The organism is Delftia sp. 11MD (assembly GCF_050907895.1).
In the GTDB taxonomy this organism is placed as follows: Bacteria; Pseudomonadota; Gammaproteobacteria; order Burkholderiales; family Burkholderiaceae_C; genus Comamonas; species Comamonas tsuruhatensis.
This window is the reverse complement of record NZ_CP194333.1, coordinates 2497267-2513490: the sequence shown is the minus strand read 5'-3', so window position 1 is coordinate 2513490 and position 16224 is coordinate 2497267. Positions and strand designations below refer to the sequence as shown.

14 protein-coding genes are annotated in these 16224 nt (G+C 68.0%); 3 read left to right on the top strand and 11 right to left on the bottom strand.

The annotated features are described in order from the left end of the window. Positions 1 to 10: 10 nt before the first annotated feature. The 7 genes from ligK to ACRSCF_RS11310 all read right to left on the bottom strand — a co-directional run bounded on the left by ligK (position 11) and on the right by ACRSCF_RS11310 (position 7145). The gene (gene ligK, locus ACRSCF_RS11340) at positions 11 to 694 is read right to left on the bottom strand and encodes a 4-carboxy-4-hydroxy-2-oxoadipate aldolase/oxaloacetate decarboxylase (protein WP_012206250.1); all 684 of its coding nucleotides are present in this window, start codon (positions 692 to 694) and stop codon (positions 11 to 13) included. Positions 695 to 726: 32 nt separating this feature from the next. Beyond that, positions 727 to 1755, bottom strand: coding sequence for an amidohydrolase family protein (locus tag ACRSCF_RS11335; protein ID WP_016454681.1), 1029 nt, complete (start codon positions 1753 to 1755; stop codon positions 727 to 729). 37 nt (positions 1756 to 1792) lie between these two features. After that, positions 1793 to 3169: an MFS transporter gene (locus ACRSCF_RS11330; protein WP_016454680.1), complete on the bottom strand. Its 1377-nt coding sequence runs from the start codon at positions 3167 to 3169 to the stop codon at positions 1793 to 1795. A gap of 101 nt (positions 3170 to 3270) precedes the next feature. Next, positions 3271 to 4395 (bottom strand): 4-oxalomesaconate tautomerase, encoded by a 1125-nt coding sequence (locus ACRSCF_RS11325; RefSeq protein WP_016450435.1) that lies wholly within the window; start codon positions 4393 to 4395, stop codon positions 3271 to 3273. 180 nt (positions 4396 to 4575) lie between these two features. Then, positions 4576 to 5091, bottom strand: coding sequence for a hypothetical protein (locus ACRSCF_RS11320; RefSeq protein WP_016450436.1), 516 nt, complete (start codon positions 5089 to 5091; stop codon positions 4576 to 4578). 183 nt (positions 5092 to 5274) lie between these two features. Continuing rightward, complete coding sequence (locus ACRSCF_RS11315) at positions 5275 to 6276, bottom strand: tripartite tricarboxylate transporter substrate binding protein (RefSeq protein ID WP_016450437.1); 1002 nt, start codon at positions 6274 to 6276, stop codon at positions 5275 to 5277. Then, the gene (locus tag ACRSCF_RS11310; protein ID WP_034368090.1) at positions 6273 to 7145 is read right to left on the bottom strand and encodes an amidohydrolase family protein; all 873 of its coding nucleotides are present in this window, start codon (positions 7143 to 7145) and stop codon (positions 6273 to 6275) included. Before ACRSCF_RS11310 ends, ACRSCF_RS11315 begins: the two co-directional genes overlap by 4 nt. 123 nt (positions 7146 to 7268) lie before the next feature. On the opposite strand from ACRSCF_RS11310, the gene ACRSCF_RS11305 reads away from it, so the two are divergent. From ACRSCF_RS11305 to ACRSCF_RS11295, 3 genes are all read left to right on the top strand, one after another. Continuing rightward, positions 7269 to 8156, top strand: a complete 888-nt coding sequence (locus ACRSCF_RS11305; RefSeq protein WP_016450439.1) for a LysR family transcriptional regulator — start codon at positions 7269 to 7271, stop codon at positions 8154 to 8156. A gap of 105 nt (positions 8157 to 8261) precedes the next feature. Next, positions 8262 to 9038, top strand: a complete 777-nt coding sequence (locus ACRSCF_RS11300) for an SDR family oxidoreductase (RefSeq protein WP_016454678.1) — start codon at positions 8262 to 8264, stop codon at positions 9036 to 9038. A 733-nt stretch (positions 9039 to 9771) separates the two neighbouring features. Then, positions 9772 to 10197 carry a Fur family transcriptional regulator gene (locus ACRSCF_RS11295; protein ID WP_047469392.1) on the top strand — a complete coding sequence of 142 codons (426 nt, stop codon included), beginning with the start codon at positions 9772 to 9774 and terminating at the stop codon, positions 10195 to 10197. A gap of 100 nt (positions 10198 to 10297) precedes the next feature. Here the strand turns inward: ACRSCF_RS11295 and ACRSCF_RS11290 are convergent, their stop codons facing one another. The 4 genes from ACRSCF_RS11290 to ACRSCF_RS11275 are packed head-to-tail and all read right to left on the bottom strand — an operon-like array spanning position 10298 to position 16126. Then, entirely contained in the window at positions 10298 to 11662 is a 1365-nt protein-coding gene (locus ACRSCF_RS11290) for a DUF3526 domain-containing protein (protein ID WP_016450442.1), read from the bottom strand. Then, positions 11659 to 13086 (bottom strand): ABC transporter permease, encoded by a 1428-nt coding sequence (locus ACRSCF_RS11285; RefSeq protein WP_016454676.1) that lies wholly within the window; start codon positions 13084 to 13086, stop codon positions 11659 to 11661. Before ACRSCF_RS11285 ends, ACRSCF_RS11290 begins: the two co-directional genes overlap by 4 nt. Next, entirely contained in the window at positions 13083 to 13922 is an 840-nt protein-coding gene (locus tag ACRSCF_RS11280; RefSeq protein ID WP_244388049.1) for an ABC transporter ATP-binding protein, read from the bottom strand. The genes ACRSCF_RS11285 and ACRSCF_RS11280 overlap by 4 nt, the downstream gene beginning before the upstream one ends. 8 nt (positions 13923 to 13930) lie before the next feature. Beyond that, positions 13931 to 16126, bottom strand: a complete 2196-nt coding sequence (locus ACRSCF_RS11275) for a TonB-dependent siderophore receptor (protein WP_043792450.1) — start codon at positions 16124 to 16126, stop codon at positions 13931 to 13933. Between the last annotated feature and the right edge of the window lie 98 nt (positions 16127 to 16224).

Sequence of the window (16224 nt, the reverse complement as noted above, 5' to 3'; positions counted from 1 at the left end):
ATTCCCTCCTTCAATCGATGTAACGAAGGCCGGCCTTTTCGAGCGGCTCGCGCATCTTGTACATGTCCAGGCCCAGCACGCCGGAAGCCAGCTTGGCGCGCTTCTCGCCCTCGAAGCTCTCGCGCTTTTGCGCGGCAGCCAGGGTTTCGGCGGCCTTGGCGGCGGGCACGCAGACCACGCCGTCATCGTCGGCCACGATCACGTCGCCGGGCGTGACCCACATGCCTGCGCAGACCACGGGGATGTTGACCGAGCCCAGCGTGGCCTTGATCGTGCCCTTGGAGGAGATGGCGCGGCTCCACACGGGGAAGTTCATTTCCTGCAGCGTCTTCACGTCGCGCACGCCGGCATCGATGATCAGTGCACGCGCGCCGCGCGCCTGGAAGCTGGTGGCCAGCAGGTCGCCGAAGTAGCCGTCCGTGCATTCCGAGGTCACGGCCGCGACCACGATGTCGCCGGGCTGGATCTGCTCTGCGGCCACATGCATCATCCAGTTGTCGCCGGGCTGCAGCAGCACGGTGACGGCCGTGCCCGAGACCTGCTGGCCCGCGTAGATGGGACGCATATAGGGCTTGAGCAGGCCCACGCGGCCCATGGCCTCGTGGACGGTGGCCGAGCCCAGGGCGGCCAGGCCGTCGGCGGCCGCGCGGTCGGCGCGCTGGATGTTGCGGTAAACCACACCGAGTTCGTACATGGTGTTCTCCTTGATCTGTGGTGGCGGCCTGCTTACAGGCCCTTTTGCTTGAGGGCGGCGTCCAGGCGCGGGAACACGCGGCGCGCGTTGCCTTCGTAGACCTGGTAGCGCTCTTCTTCGGTGAGGTTGGCCGTGGCCTCGATGTAGCGCTTGGTGTCGTCGTAGTAGTGGCCCGTGGTCGGATCGATGCCGCGCACGGCACCGATCATCTCGCTGGCAAACAGGATGTTCTTGACCGGGATCACCTTGGTCAGCAGGTCGATGCCCGGCTGGTGGTAGACGCAGGTGTCGAAGAAGATGTTGTTGAGCAGGTGCTCGTCCAGCAGCGGCTTCTTGAGTTCCTGCGCCAGGCCGCGGAAACGGCCCCAGTGGTAGGGCACGGCACCGCCGCCATGGGGGATCAGGAACTTGAGCGTGGGGAAGTCCTTGAACAGGTCGCTGGTCAGGCACTGCATGAAGGCCGTGGTGTCGGCATTCAGATAGTGGGCGCCCGTGGTGTGGAAGCACGCGTTGCAGCTGGTGGAGACGTGGACCATGGCCGGGATGTCGTACTCCACCATCTTTTCGTAGATGGGGTACCAGGAGCGGTCCGACAGCGGGGGCGAGGTCCAGTGGCCGCCTGACGGATCGGGGTTCAGGTTGATGCCCACGTTGCCGTACTGCTCCACGCACTTGACCAGCTCGGGAATGCAGGTCTTGGGGTCCACCCCGGGCGACTGCGGCAGCATGGCGGCCGGGATGAAGTGATCGGGGAACAGCTGGCTGACGCGGTAGCACAGCTCGTTGCAGATGGCGGCCCAGGTGCTCGATGTCTCGAAGTCGCCGATGTGGTGCGCCATGAAGCTGGCGCGCGGGCTGAAGATGGTGAGATCGGAGCCGCGCTGCTTCATCAGCTTGAGCTGGTTGGTCTCGATGGTCTCGCGGATCTCGTCGTCGCTGATCTTCAGCTCGCTGGCCCGCGGGGCCTTGGACGGGTCCTTGAGTCCCGCGATCTGCAGGTCGCGCCAGGCGCCCAGGGCCGCGGGCGCGGTGGTGTAGTGGCCGTGTACGTCGATGATCATCGGAGGGTCTCCTGCGTCTTTATGGGGTGGAAATGTGTCAATGAAGGGGCGTGGCAGGCACCGCGCCGCCCTGCGGCTCGGGACTGCTGTACTGCTTGATGATGAGGGCGGCCATGGCGATCACGCCAGGAATGGCCACCACGGCAAAGATCTCGCTGAAGGCCATGTGGCGCGCCGACAGCTCGGCCACCAGGAAGGAGCCCGCGATGCCGCCGAAGCGCCCGATGCCCAGCATCCAGGCCACGCCCGTGGCGCGGCCGCGTGTCGGATAGAAGGCGGCGGCCAGCGCCGGCATGGACGACTGGGCGGTGTTCATGATGGTGCCGGCCAGGAAGACGGCCACCACCAGCCAGCCCAGGTGGCCGGCCGTCTGGCCTATCCACCAGATGGAGGCCGCCGTCAGCGCATAGCCGATGGCGATGATGCGGTTGGCATTGAAGCGGTCCATGAGCCAGCCGAACAGCACGGCGCCCACGCCGCCCAGCGGGAACAGCGCCGCCACCAGGGTGCCGGTCTTGGGGTCCAGGCCCGCTTCCTTGAACAGCACGGGCATCCAGTTCATCAGCGCGTAGAAGATGACCAGGCCCATGAAGTAGGCGATCCACAGCATCACCGAGCCCACGCGGTACTGGCGCGACAGCACCACGCCCATGCCGCTGCCGGCCTGGGCCTCGGGCCTGGCCTCGGTCAGCACGAAACGCTGCACGCCCTGCACGGCATCACCGGCAATGCGCGCCAGCACCTTGCGGATGCGATCGGCCGGGTAGTTGTTGGCCACCATGTGGCGCACGGATTCAGGCAGCAGCACGACCAGGGCCACAAGCAGCAGCAGCGGCGCGGCACCGCCCAGGATGAGCACGCTGCGCCAGCCGAAATGCGGGATCATCCAGGCCGCCAGAAAGCCGCCGAAGGCCGCGCCCAGCGGAAATCCGCAAAACATGGCGTTGGTCAGCGTGGCACGGCGCGAATCAGGGCAGTACTCGCTCATCAGCGTGACGGCATTGGGCATGGCGGCGCCCAGGCCCAGGCCGGTGACGAAGCGCAGCACGGCCAGGGTCCAGATGTCGGGGGAAAAGCCGGAACCCAGGCAGGCCACGGCAAACACCGCGACCGAGCCCACGAGCACGGTCTTGCGGCCCAGGCGGTCGGCCAGCGGGCCCGAGAAGATCGCGCCTGCGGCCAGGCCGAACAGCGCAGCGCTGAGCACGGGCGCCAGCGCGGGCTTGCTCACGCCCCATTCGGTGATCAGCGAGGGCGCGATATAGCCGATGGCCGCCGTATCAAAGCCATCGAGCAGAACGATCAGGAAACACAGCGCAAAGATCACCCACTGGAATCCCGAAAACGGGTGCTCGTTGAGCAGGGTCTGCACATTGACGCCGGTTGCTGCGGCGTCCTTCTGGACGGATGTCATGACTTGTCTCTTCCACTGTCTCTCAGCCTGGCGGATACCGCATCTGCGCGCGCGGCCCGCCCCTTGCACCGCAGGGGCCGGCAAGCCCCTGCGCTGTTTCTTCAGTCCTGCCTGCGGCCGTCCCAGACCGAGCGCGGCACCATGACCTCGCCACGCATCAGCAGGCGCGCCGTGCGCAGCAGGGCCGCCTTGGTCACTACGTCGGGATGGGCCGGGTCGCTGTCCAGCGTGACGCTGAACTCGCCCGTGGGATGCTCCACCGAGACGGTGAGCGGACCCGTGCCCTGCTGCAGCTGTGCCACGCCCTCGCACACGGTGCCCGGCATCTTCACCGCCGTGCCCACGGTGACGGCCGCCAGCACGCCGATGGCGTCATGGCAGACATGGGGGATGAAGCTGCGCGTGGTCAGCGCGCCGCCATGCTGGGGCGGCGCGATCAGGGTCATCTTGGGATAGTTCTTGGCCGAGACATCGCCCAGGCCCATGGTCTGCGAGATCTGCAGGCGCAGCGCCTCGATGCGGCGCTTGAGGTCGGTGTCGGCGTTGAGCTCGGCCACGGTCTCCTGCCCGGTGGCGCCCACATCGGACGCCTTGAAGATCACCAGCGGCATGCCGTTGTCTATGCAGGTGACGTCGAGCGTGAAGGGCTCGAACCCCTCGCCCGTCACCGTGACCGTGTCCCGGGGCTTGCCCGTGGGCAGCAGGCCAGAGCAGACCGAGCCGGCCGTGTCCAGGAAACTGATTTCGATGGGTGCCGAGCTGCCGGGCGCGCCGTCGATGCGGGCCGAGCCTTCGTACTCGACCTGGCCGCCGGGCGTCTGCACGGTGATGTCGGCCGCCATGCCGGTGTTGAGTGTCAGCACGCGGAAGGTGCTGGTCTCGCCACGCGGCTGCACCATGCCGGTCTCCAGCGCAAAGGGAACCACGCCGGCCAGCATGTTGCCGCAGTTGGGCGTGGTGTCCACCGTGTCCTTGTCGGGCTGCAGCTGGGCGAAGAGGAATTCGAGGTCTATGCCCTCCTTGTCGGAGAGGCTGACGATGCCGACCTTGCTGGTCAGCGGATGCGCGCCACCCACGCCGTCGATCTGGCGCCTGTCGGGCGAGCCCATGGCCGCGAGCAGCACGCGGTCGCGCGTGGGCAGGTCGGAGGGAAGATCGCTGGCCCGGAAGAAAGGGCCCTTGGAAGTACCGCCCCGCATCAGCAGGCAGGGAATGGCCGTTTGCATGGCTGTCTCTATCAGTATGGGTATGACAGCTATTGTGAGCATGGCGCGGGCCAGGCACTACTGGGCAAGCCCGCTAGCAGCTATAGCAAACCGGCATAGCTCAACACCAAGCCTGGGCCGCAGGCTGCGACGCCGGGGCGCCGCAACTGCTTGATACAACTTATTGGGGCGCAGTGCCGCTCAATCGCGGTCATGGCCCCGGCCGCGATCATGGCCATGCCCGCGGCCGCGGTGGTCGTCGTGGCGGTCATGCCGATCATGGCGGTCGTGGCGGTCCCAGCGGCGGTCATCGCGGCGGTGCTCCCATTCGCGGTGGCGGCGCTCCTCGCGCCAGCGAGGATCGTGGCGCGGCGGCCCGGCGCGCCAGTGCGGCGGCGGATTGCGCAGGAAGTACACCGGGCGGCCGCAGGCACCGTAGCGTGCGCAGTGCTTGCCCCAGTGCTTGGCATGGCCGGGCGGCACCCACATGTAGACCGGCGGCGGGGCCATGGGCGCCGGCGCGATGATGACGGGCCGCTGGTACAGCAGCGGCGGCGGCGGGGCATTGCCTATGTCCACGGTGCCGTAGACACCCGGAGCCAACTGGCCCGAGACCGAGCCGCTGATATAGGTCTGCGCCTGGGCCGCAAGGGCCGAGCAGGCCAGCGCAAGGGCGGCCGCGGCGCGCAAGGTGGATCGCAAGGTGAGCATGGCCATGTTTTTTTGAAGGGGTGAAACAGGAAAGGCCCCGTTTCTACCAAGCGCCTGGGGCCGCATGGGCCGTTGCGCCTGAAAAGGTGTAAGAACCCGTTCAAGCCAGCGCCCGTTCCTGCTCAACGCGCCAGGGCTGCCTGCGGTGTACAGCAAACCGCAATGGTCCGCTTTCTGGCCTGCACGCGCTCAGTCCAGCTTGAGCCGCGAGTCCTTCACCACCTTCTGCCATTTGGCGATCTCGGCGCGGCGGAATGTCTCCAGCTCGGCCGGCGTGGAGCCTATGGGCTCGGCACCTATGCCAGCGAGCCGCTCCACGATGGCAGGCTCGCGCAGCACCTTGGCCAGCACCGTGGACAGCCGGTTCACGATGGCGGGCGGCGTGCCGGCCGGCGCAAAGATGGCGTTCCACTCGTAGGTCTCGTAGCCGGGCACGCCCGACTCGGCAATGGTCGGCAGCTCGGGGGCGGCCTTGGAGCGCTCCAGCCCGCCCACGGCCACCGCGCGCAGCTTGCCGGTCTTCACGTGCTGCCAGGCCGAGCCCATGCTGGCAAACATCAGCGGCACCTGGCCCGACATCACGTCCATCATGGCCGGGCCGCCGCCCTTGTAGGCCACATGGTGCAGCTGCGTCCTGGCCAGCAGGTTGAACAGCTCGCCCGCCAGGTGCTGGGCCGAGCCCGGGCCTGCCGACGCAAAGTACAGATGCCCGCCCGCTTCGGAGCGGCCGGCCTGGATCAGGTCCTGCACGCTCTTGATGGGGGACGATGGCGCCACCACCAGCACATTGGGCACGCGCAGCAGCAGCGAGACCGGCGCGAAGGCCTTGAGCGTATCGAACTGCATGCGCGCGTGAATAGCGGGATTCTGCGCGTGGTTGGAGGCATCGAGCATCAGCGTGTAGCCGTCGGGCTGGGCCTTGGCCACCTGGGCGCCGCCGATCATGCCGCCTGCCCCGCCCCGGTTCTCGATCACCACGGGCTGGCCCAGCTCGGCAGACAGACGGGGGCCGATCAGGCGCGCCACCACATCGACGGTGCCGCCCGGCGGATAGGTCACGACCAGGGTGACGGGGCGCTCGGGGTAGTTGGCCGCTGCAGCCGCAGCGGCTGGCGCGGCCATGCCGGCAACGGCCGAGATCAGGCCTGCGGCCGCCCACAGGCCGGCGGTGCGTCTGGACAGGGATTTCATGGTGTGTCTCCTTGGGTTTGAATCGGGCTCGGAAATCGGAACAGCTCGACGGCGCTGCGGCCCAGCACGGCCTGCAGCGAGGCGGCATCGTCCAGCGGGTCCAGCCAGTCGTGCATCCAGCGCACGGCCGCCGGATAGCTGGCCTGGCCCGCGTGCTGGGTGTGCGGCCAGTCGCTGCCCCAGAGCAATCGCTCGGCCGCAAAGGCCTGCAGCAACTGCGCGGTGGCCTGCCGCCCCGAGGCGGCGCAGTCGGCGGCGGGCCAGATGCGGTAGGGCGCGGACAGCTTGACCCACACACGGCCGCTGCCGGCCTGCTGCAGCAGATAGCCAAAGCCAGGGTCGCGCACGCCCAGGGCCGGGTCAGGACGCCCGAAGTGGTCGACCACCACGCGGCAGCCGGCGGCCAGCAGGGTGGGCAGCAGGTCAGGCAAGCGCCCGGCCTGCAGGTGCAGCTCCACATGCCAGCCCAGGGTGTTGGCCTGCTCCAGCACGCGGCGCCAACCGGGCGCATTCAGATCAGGCAAAGGCAGGCCGATCAGGTTCAGGCGCATGCCCACCACGCCGGCATCGGCCAGGGCCTGCAGGTGGTCCTCGCCCGTGTTGTCATCGACCACGGCCACGCCGCGCAGGCGCTGCGGCCGGGCGCGCAGGGCCTGGAGCATGTAGCGGTTGTCCGTGCCCAGGAAGCTGGGCTGCACGAGCACGCCATAGGCCAGGCCGTGCGTGTCCAGGTGCTGCAGATACGTGGCCAGGGACGCATCTGCGTCGGGCGCGTAGCGGCGCACATCGGGCATGGGCAGGCCGCGCTCGAAGACATGGGCATGGGTATCGACGCTGGAAGCAATGGCGAACCTGGGCAGGGAAGACACGGGGAAAAACTCCTTGCGGGTGGCGCGGCACAGGATGCGGCGCAGGGGGTATGCGGCCGGATTCTAGGAACGGGGGATATATATTTCCATTCTTCAAAATGGATTTATTCATACTGGATCGATATGGAAACCCGGCATCTGCGCTACTTTCTGGCGGTGGTGGACCAGGGCAGCGTCAGCCGCGCAGCCGACTGGCTGGGCATTGCCCAGCCCGCGCTGAGCCAGACCCTGGCCCGCATGGAGAAAGACCTGGGCGTGCAGCTGTTCCAGCGCTCGCGCCAGGGCGCCCTGCCCACGCCGGCCGCCCTGGCCATGCTGGATGACGTGCGCACCAGCGTGGCCCGCATAGATGCCGCCGCCAGCCGCGCGCGCGAGATCGCCAGGGGCAGTGCAGGCCAGCTCACCGTGGGCCTGGTGTCTTCGGCGCTGTTCGGCACCCTGCCCCGCGCCCTGCGCGCGCTGCGGCAGCAGGCGCCCGGCGTGCGCGTCATCCTGCGCGAGATGAGCAATGCCGAGCAGGCCGAGGCCCTGCAGACCGGCGCCATCGACATCGGCCTCATGCACACACCCGTGGCCGTGGGCGGGCGCATGCGCGAGCGCCAGCTGCTGCGCGAGCGCCTGGTGGCCGCCGTGCCCGACGAATTCCAGATCGGCGAGGACGGCCAGGTCAGCCTGGCGCAGATCGCCGAGGCCGGGCTGGTCATGTACCCGCAGGCCCAGCTGCCCGTGCTGCATGCCGGCATCCTCGACGCGCTGCGCAAGGCAGGCCACGAAGCCCATGTGGCGCAGGAGGCCAACCGGACCCTCACCGTGCTGGCCTGCGTGGCCGGCGGCTGCGGCGTGGCACTGCTGCCCAGCTGGATACGCTCCATGGACTTTCGCGGCGTGCGATTTTGCGAAGTGCGCGATGGCCGGTCCCTGCCCAGCCTGGACCTCAGCGCCATCTGGCCCGCACGCTCCACGCCCACGCTGGCCGACCTGTTCGCACACCTGGACCTGGGCAAAGACTGAGTGCGGCCCGCATTGGCGCCGCACCGGTGCAAGAAACGGGATGCGCCCGCGCCTGCGCCGCACTACAAACCGCTTTCCCTCATTCACGGAAAGAAAAGGTGCCAGATGCAGCCATCGTCACAGCAACTCCACGGAAAAGTCGCCCTCATCACGGGCGCCAGCTCAGGCATAGGCCGCGAAGCCGCCAGGCTGTTCGCACGCCACGGCGCCAGGCTGGTGCTCACGGCCCGCCGCCAGCCGGAACTGCAGGCCCTGGTGGCGGAGATAGAGCAGGACGGCGGCCAGGCCATCGCGCTGGCCGGCGACGTGCGGGACGAGCCGCTGGCCCGGGCCCTGGTCGAAACCGCCACGGCGCGCTTTGGCGGCCTGGACATCGCCTTCAACAATGCCGGCATGACGGGCGATCCCTGCGCCCTGCCCGACCTGTCGCTGCAGGCCTGGCAGGAGGCCATCGCCACCAATCTCACCAGCGCCTTTCTGGGCGCCAAGCACCAGATACCGGCCCTGCTGGCACGCGGCGGCGGCTCGCTGATCTTCACCTCCACCTTCGTGGGCTACACGGCGGGCCTGCCCGGCATGGGCGCCTATGCCGCCAGCAAGGCCGGCCTCGTCGGCCTCACCCAGGTCATCGCGGCTGAATACGGCCCCCGCGGCCTGCGGGCCAACGCCCTGCTGCCCGGCGGCACCGACACGCCCATGGGCCGCGCCAGCACCCCCACGCCCGAGGCACGCGCCTTTGTCGAAAACCTGCACGCCCTCAAGCGCCTGGCTACCCCGGCGGAGATTGCAGCGGCAGCGCTGTTCCTGGCGTCGGATGCATCCAGCTTCGTCACGGGAACGGCCATGGTGGTCGATGGCGGTGTGTCCATCCAACGGACTTGAAGCAAGGCCCAGCCAAAGCCGTCGCGGCAATGGCGGCCCGCTCGGATCTTCCGGTCGCCTGCGGCGGCTTTATCAGGGGAGTTTTGAAAGTGGCATTCCTGCCCCAGTAATTCCCCTGGAAACGATGCTTGTGCTTTCGCTGTTCATTCCCGCATCGTGGCCAAGGAGCTGGCTGATGTTTTCTGACCACGCAATTCACGACGAAGCAACTGCTCGGCAAATGGTGCCCGGATGCTGAATCGACATGGGGTGACATGAACCATTACGGGATGGCCACACCTTTCTTCCAGGGAATGGATGATGGACAAACGAGGTGCATTGAGGCAATCTGCTTGAATCGGTAATACACTGCCCATGCAATCCATTGCATCGCGTCTCCAGCAGTTTCCGTCGGATGCAGGACCTGCGCAAAATGCCGCACAACCCTTGTTTCAAGCATTCTTCAGACAATAGATCAATTACATCCCATTACAGCATTGTCGACGGCTATGGTATTTAACCTTCGCACAAGGTCCATCGAATGCTCACGACATATACTCGCGCAAAACCGCAAGAATGGAATACCTGTTGTCCGTCCAATGTGATTTTTTCTCTTTGAAGAAAAGAACCGTTGCAGGGATTGCATCCCCATGCTTGCAGGAGCTACAGGCAGGCACAGTTCCATTTCGGCTGTGAGCGTTCGTGAACACTGATTAATCGCTTCGAGATTGTTATAGTAAATAACGGAACTACCATGACTAGACACACTCAGCCCATCGTGGAGCGCTTGTTCAGGCCAATGGAACGCTCGACCCGCCAGCGCAGTTCGATACGCACGGTCATGGAAGAGGCCGGGCGCCCCCTGCTCCCCGCTGAAATCCTGGGCGCAGCGCAGCGCGAAGTGCCGGCCATCGGTCTGGCCACGGTGTACCGCAACATCAAGCAATTGATGGAAGCCGGTGAGGTGCAGGCCGTGGACCTGCCCGGCGAAGCCACGCGCTACGAACTCAGCGGCCGCGCCCATCACCACCATTTCCGCTGCATGAGCTGCAACCGCGTGTTCAACGTGCCCGGTTGCCTTGGCGACATGCAGCGCATCGTGCCCGAAGGCTTTGTGGTGGAACGCCATGAGATGACGATGTACGGCGTCTGCAGCGACTGCCACCAGAACGTGCAGTAGCGGCGGGCCCCGGGCCTCAGGCCCAGGCATCGGCAAGCCGACAGCCATGGCGCAGGCCTTCCCTGCGCCATGGCTGTTTCTTTTTCCCCGGTCCGCTGCCTCAGCGCCTGCCCGGCCGCACGCGGCCTGCGGCAACGCCCCCGGCCAGCAAGGCCAGCGCAGCCACCGCCCAGAGCATCGCCACCTGACCCCAGGTCTGCGGCGCATGGCGCGGACTGGCCGTGAAGACCGGCTGCGCTGCAAAGTCCTTCGCGCCGAATGGACGGTCCTCGAACAGATAGGGATAGAAGAAAGTCCGCAGCCGCGCATGGAAGGCGGCAATGTCGTCCTGGTAGGCCAGCTGCGCCAGCAGGTCGGTGCCGGCCTGGCGGTGCAATGCGGCCTGCACGCCCACGCCGGGCAGCAGCCAGCCCAGGCGCCCGGTCCAGGCCTGGCGCGCCTGCAGGCCTTCCCGATAGGCAGCGAACTGGGGGGCGACGCTTTCATCACCGAGCTGCTGGAAGGCGTAGTACCACTTCCAGTGAAAGCCCGCAGGCAGCGGCGCGGTGTTGCGCCATTCGGGGTGGTTGCGGAAGAAGCGCTCCATGGTCTGCTCGCGCGGCAGGTCCCAGGCACCATGCACGGTCTGGCGCTGGGCCAGCATCAGCTCCACGCCCTGGCTCACGGGCACGGCGCGCGACAGCGCGGCATTGGCCAGCGTGGGCAGCACCAGGGTCAGCACGGCCCAGCAGCCCATGAGGGCCATGGCGTTGGCCACCGAACTGCCGCCCAGCGTGGCGACCACCAGGCACAGCCCGCTCCAGAAGGCCACATAGGCCGTGGCGCTCAGCAGCACGGAGGCGATGGCGCCCGCCTGCGCACCGCTGGCCAATGCCCCTGCCAGGGCCGGCAGCGCCAGGCATGCCAGCAACAGCACCGAACGCAGGCCCGCACGGCGCAGCCACAGCCGGCGCCCGCTGCCGGGCATGGCCTGAAGCGTGCCCAGGCGTCCCGATTCGCGCTCGCCCGAGACCAGGTCGTAGAGCAGTGCAATCAGGAACAGCGGCGCCAGGTAGACCAGCACAAAGGCGAAGTCGAAGCGGCCCGCCAGCGCCAGTTCGGGGTTGAAGCTCTCGCCTTCATGCAGCTGCGCCTGCAGCGCCAGGGCACGCACGCGCAGCACATAGGGCGCGGCATCGCGCAGGCCCAGGGCGAGGAAGGCCGTGGACGACGGTGCATCCCAGGTGCTGTGAAAGCCGTAGTAGGCCACCGAGCCCGCATCGCCGGACTGTGCATGCCGACCTGCCTGGGCCGCCATTTCCTGCTGCTGCATTTGGGCCAGACGGTCCAGGGTCTGGCGCTGCGACGAGATCTCGCGCAGGCCCGACAGCACTGCCAGCGTGGACAGCAACAGCAGCAGGGCCAGGGCGCACAACGCCAGGCGCGAGCGCGTCAGAAGACGCCATTCATGTCGTAGCCAGCTCATCGCACCACCCTCCCCAGACGTTGCGTGGCCACCAGCAAGGCGGCCGCCAGCGCCGCCAGCCATCCCAGCAGCACGCAGGCTGCGGGTGCCGCGCGGCGCAAGGCCGCCAGCGGCGGATCGGGCTCGTGATGGAAGTCGGAGACGCCGCGCCAGTGCTCGTGGCTGATGCGGTTGTCTCGGCTGGAACGGTCACCCGCGTAGCTGAGCTTGTCCACCTGCAGCTGGTTGAGCGCCTGCACCATGCGGTAGCGATGCTGCTCGGCCTGCTCCAGAAAGCGCCGATAGCCTTGCAGGTCGGTGCCGGCCACGGCCATGGACAGGCGGCGCAGCGCAATCAAGGGGCTGACCAGGGCAAAGCCGTCGGCGCTGCGCAGTTGCCGGGCCTGCAGATCGAAGCTGGCCTCGGCATGGCGCCTGAAGAGCTCGCTGGTCAGCCGCTCGCCCTCCATGCCGACCAGGCCCTTGTAGTTGACGGGCAGATCCTCCACACGCGACACGCCGTACTGCGCAAGCACTTTGGCGCGAAAGGCGGCGAAGTAGGGATCGTCGGGATTGTGGCTGTCGCCCAGCGCCGCCAGCTCGCGCGCCGTGGCGATGTCGGTCTCGAAGCGCGTGGGCAATGCCAGGGCCGCGCCCACCAGCTCCGGCGCCAGCCGGGGCACCAGCACCACGCCAATGGCCCAGGCGGCCAGCAGGGCCAGCAAGGCATCGCGCCCGCGCCGCATGAGGGCCGAGACCGCGGTGATGCCCACGGCCCACAGCAGCAGCCACAGCACATGGCCAGCCGCCAGCGCGGCCACCAGGCTGATAGGCACGGGCGTGGCCACCGCCATCCAGGCCAGGGCCAGCAAGGCGGGCAGCAGCACCAGGGCCGCCACGCCCGTCAGCGCCAGCAGCTTGCCGGCCACGAACTGCCGCATGCCCACGCCCTGGGCCAGCAGCACGCGCAAGGTGCCGGCCTCGCGCTCTCGCGCGATGCAGGCATGGCCCACGAAGATCAGCAGCAGCGGTGCCAGCACCTGCAGCACAAAGGCCGGCGTGAGCTGGCCGAAGCGCAGCAGCAGCGACGACTGGCGCACATCGCCGAAGTTGGCGCTGTTCTGGCGGTGGCCTTCGAGAAACAGCGTGTGGCCGGTGTAGGCGTCTATGCCCGCATCGAAGGCCGCCAGCGGATTGAGCGGGCGGAACACGAAATGGCCGTAGTGCACCATGCGGTGCGGATGGCGGTCGGGCTGGGCCTCGAACTCGTGATCCACCTGCGACTGGTGGCGTTCGCGCTGGGCCTGGGCCGCGCTGCGCTGGTCCCAGGCGGTGAAGGCGGCAGTAGCACCGAGCAGCAGCCACAGCACCATGCCCAGCACGGCCACGCGGTCGCGCAGCAGCAGGCGCCATTCCTCGCGTGCAATGGTCCAGGCCGTGCTCATGCCGCGGCCCCCTGCACGCCTGCGTCTGCGTCTGCGTCTGCGTCTGCGTGTGCGTTTGCGTCTGCACTCGCACTCGCACCCGAACCTGTACCCGCGTAGTGGCGGTGCAGTGCCCGCACGTCAAAGCGCTCTTCCCCACGGGCCGCCACCTCCTCCACCAGCCTGCCGCCCGCGATGAAGCCCATGCGGTCGGCCACATCGGCAGCCCCCAGCAGGTCGTGCGTGACCATGAGAATGGCCACGCCCTGGCCGCGCAGCTGCGTAATCAGCCGGCTGAATTCGGCCGTGGCCTGCGGGTCCAGGCCCGAAGTGGGTTCGTCCAGCAGCAGCGCCGGTACCTTGCGTGCCAGCGCCAGCGCAATGGCCACCTTCTGCCGCATGCCCTTGGAAAAGCCCGAGACGCGCCGGTCATGCGCGGCCGCATCCAGCCCTGCAGCGGACAAGGCCTGGCCGATGGCATCCCTGCTGGCCGGCTGGCCCGCCAGGTCCAGCAGATAGGCCACGTTCTCGCGCGCGCTCAGGTGCTCGTACAGCGCCACGTTCTCGGGGATATAGGCGATCAGGCCGCGCGCCTGCGCGGCAGCCGTCACCGGGTCTACGCCCTGCACGCGCACCTGGCCGCTGCGCGGCCGCACAAAGCCCAGGAACAGGCTCAGCGTGGTGGTCTTGCCCGCGCCGTTGGCGCCCAGCAGCGCATAGATCTCGCCAGCATGCACGGCCAGGTCCAGGCCCTGGAGGATGGTGCGCTCGCCATAGTCCACCACGGCGCCCAGCGCTTGGAGCACGGGCGTGGAGGCAGAAGTGGGGTTGGAAGAAACAGGAAGGGATGGATGCATGGCGGGGCTCAGAACTTGGCTTGAAGGCCTACGGTGACGGTGCGGGCGGTGCCCGGCGTCACCCACAGCCGGCTGTACGAGCTGGTGTAGTAGGTCTTGTCAAAGAGGTTGTCCACGTCCAGCGTCAGGCGCAGCGTGGGGCTGATGCGCCAGTAGGCCACCAGCTTGGCGGTGGTGTAGCCGGGCAGATCGAAGGCCGCCTTGCCAGCGTCGGCCTCGGCCTGCGTGCGGGCCTGGCCCAGGCGCTTGCCCACGCGGGTGACGCCGCCGCCAATGCCGTAGCGCTGGCCGTTGGAGAAGGCGTTCTCGTAGACCGCCAGCACGCTGCCGTTGACCTTGGGCACGTTGAGCAGGCGCCCGCCCACTTCCAGCGTGTTGTCGCGCGAGATCTCCACGTCGTTGAGCACCAGGCTCGCATTCAGGCGCCAACGCTGCGTGACCTGGCCGGCAAAGTCGAACTCCAGCCCCCGGCTGCGGATCTCGCCGGCCGAGACCGAGTAGCCGGCGTTGCCCGGGTCGGCCGTCAGCACGTTGCGCTTGCGGATGTCGAACAGCGCGGCCGTGGCACCCATGCGCCGGTCGGCGCTTTCCCACTTGGCGCCCAGTTCCATGGAGCGGCCGGATTCGGGACTGAAGCCCGCGCCGGCCACATCGACGCCCACGTTGGGCCGGAACGAGCGGCCCACGTTGGCATAGAAGGTCCATTGCGGCAGCGGCAGCCAGCTCAGGCCCAGGCGCGGAGAGGTCGAGGTCGGGTCCTGCTGCGTGGTCGCGCCCGTGCGGCGGTTGTGCAGCGACTGGTCATAGCGGTCCATGCGCAGGCCGGCCACCACGCGCCACTGGGGAGAGAGCTTGATGGCGTCCTGCAGGTAGAAGGCCGTGTTGCGCTGGCGCTCGAAGGTATCGGTATTGGCCGTGGGCACGGGCTGCGTGCCGCCGTAGACGGGGTTGTAGATATTGATGGCATAGGGATTGGCCGCCGTGGGGTTGGCGCGCAGCATCACCGTATCCATGTCGAAGCGAAAGCTCTCCAGGCCCAGCAGCAGCTCGTGTTCGACGGTGCCCGTTTTCACCGTGCCCTGCAGCTCGGCCTGCACGGCGATATCGTCGGACTGGTAGTCGCGGAAACGCCGCTGGCGCGTCAGGTCGCCATTGGCCAGCAGCGCATGGGGTTCGGTGGAAAAGCCGTTGATCGAGGTCTCGCGGTAGGACAGGCCCAGGCGGCTGCGCCACTGCGCGCTCCACTCATGCGAGAGGATGAACTGGTGCGTGCGGTTTTCCACCGTCACATCGCCGTCGCGCGGGTCGCCCAGGAAGCGGCTGCGCGAGATGGCGCCCAGGCGGTCACCCACGGCCACCACGCCACGGTCCAGCGGCGTCTTGTGGCGCAGCAGCTCGCCCGAGTACTCCAGCACCGTATCGCGCCCCAGCTTCCAGGTGAAGGCCGGCGCAATCACCTGGCGGCTGGCGCCCACGAAGTCGCGGAAGCTGTCGCGGTCCTCCACGGCGATGTTGAGCCGGTAGGCAAAGTTCTCGCCAATCGGCCCCGTGCTGTCGAGCGCGCCGCGCCGCAGCCCGTAGCTGCCCGCATAGGCTTCCACGGAATGCGAAGGCGTCCACAGCGGACGCTTGGAGACGACGTTCAGCGTGCCGCCCGGCTCGCTGCTGCCGTAGAGCGCAGCGGCCGTGCCCTTGAGGAACTCGATGCGCTCCACGCCGGCCAGATCACGCGGCGCGTTGAAGCCGCGCCCCGAGGAAAAGCCGTTGAACAAGGTGGCCATGCCCACGTTCTGATCGCCGGGCAGGCCGCGAATGACGATGTTGTCCCACAGGCCGCCAAAGTTGTTCTGGCGCGAGACGCCGCCCACATAGTCCAGCACATCGTCGAGCTTGGTGGCTCCCAGGTCGTCCATGGCCTGGCGCGTGATCACGCGCACCGACTGCGGCAGCTCGCGCAGCGGCAGGTCGGTCTTGGCGCCTGCCGCCTCATCGGTGTGATAGGCGCCCGAGGCCGTGCGGCCCACGACTTCCACGGCAGGCAGCAGGGTCTGCTCCTGGGGCGACGGCGCTGACGGCACGGATGCCGCAGTTTGTTCCTGGCCCTGGGCCAGCACGGGCGTGGAGAAGAAAGCGGCAGCGCTCAGGGCAAGCGGCAGCGGGCGAAGGCCGGGGAGCGGCTTCGCGAGGATGGAGAAGGCAGTCATGATGAAAACGGGCACGGGCGCATGCCGCCGGCATCAGAAGCCGGCGCGCGCAAACACGGACATGCCGCCAGCACCAACGGGTGCCGGCGGCAGAGAAG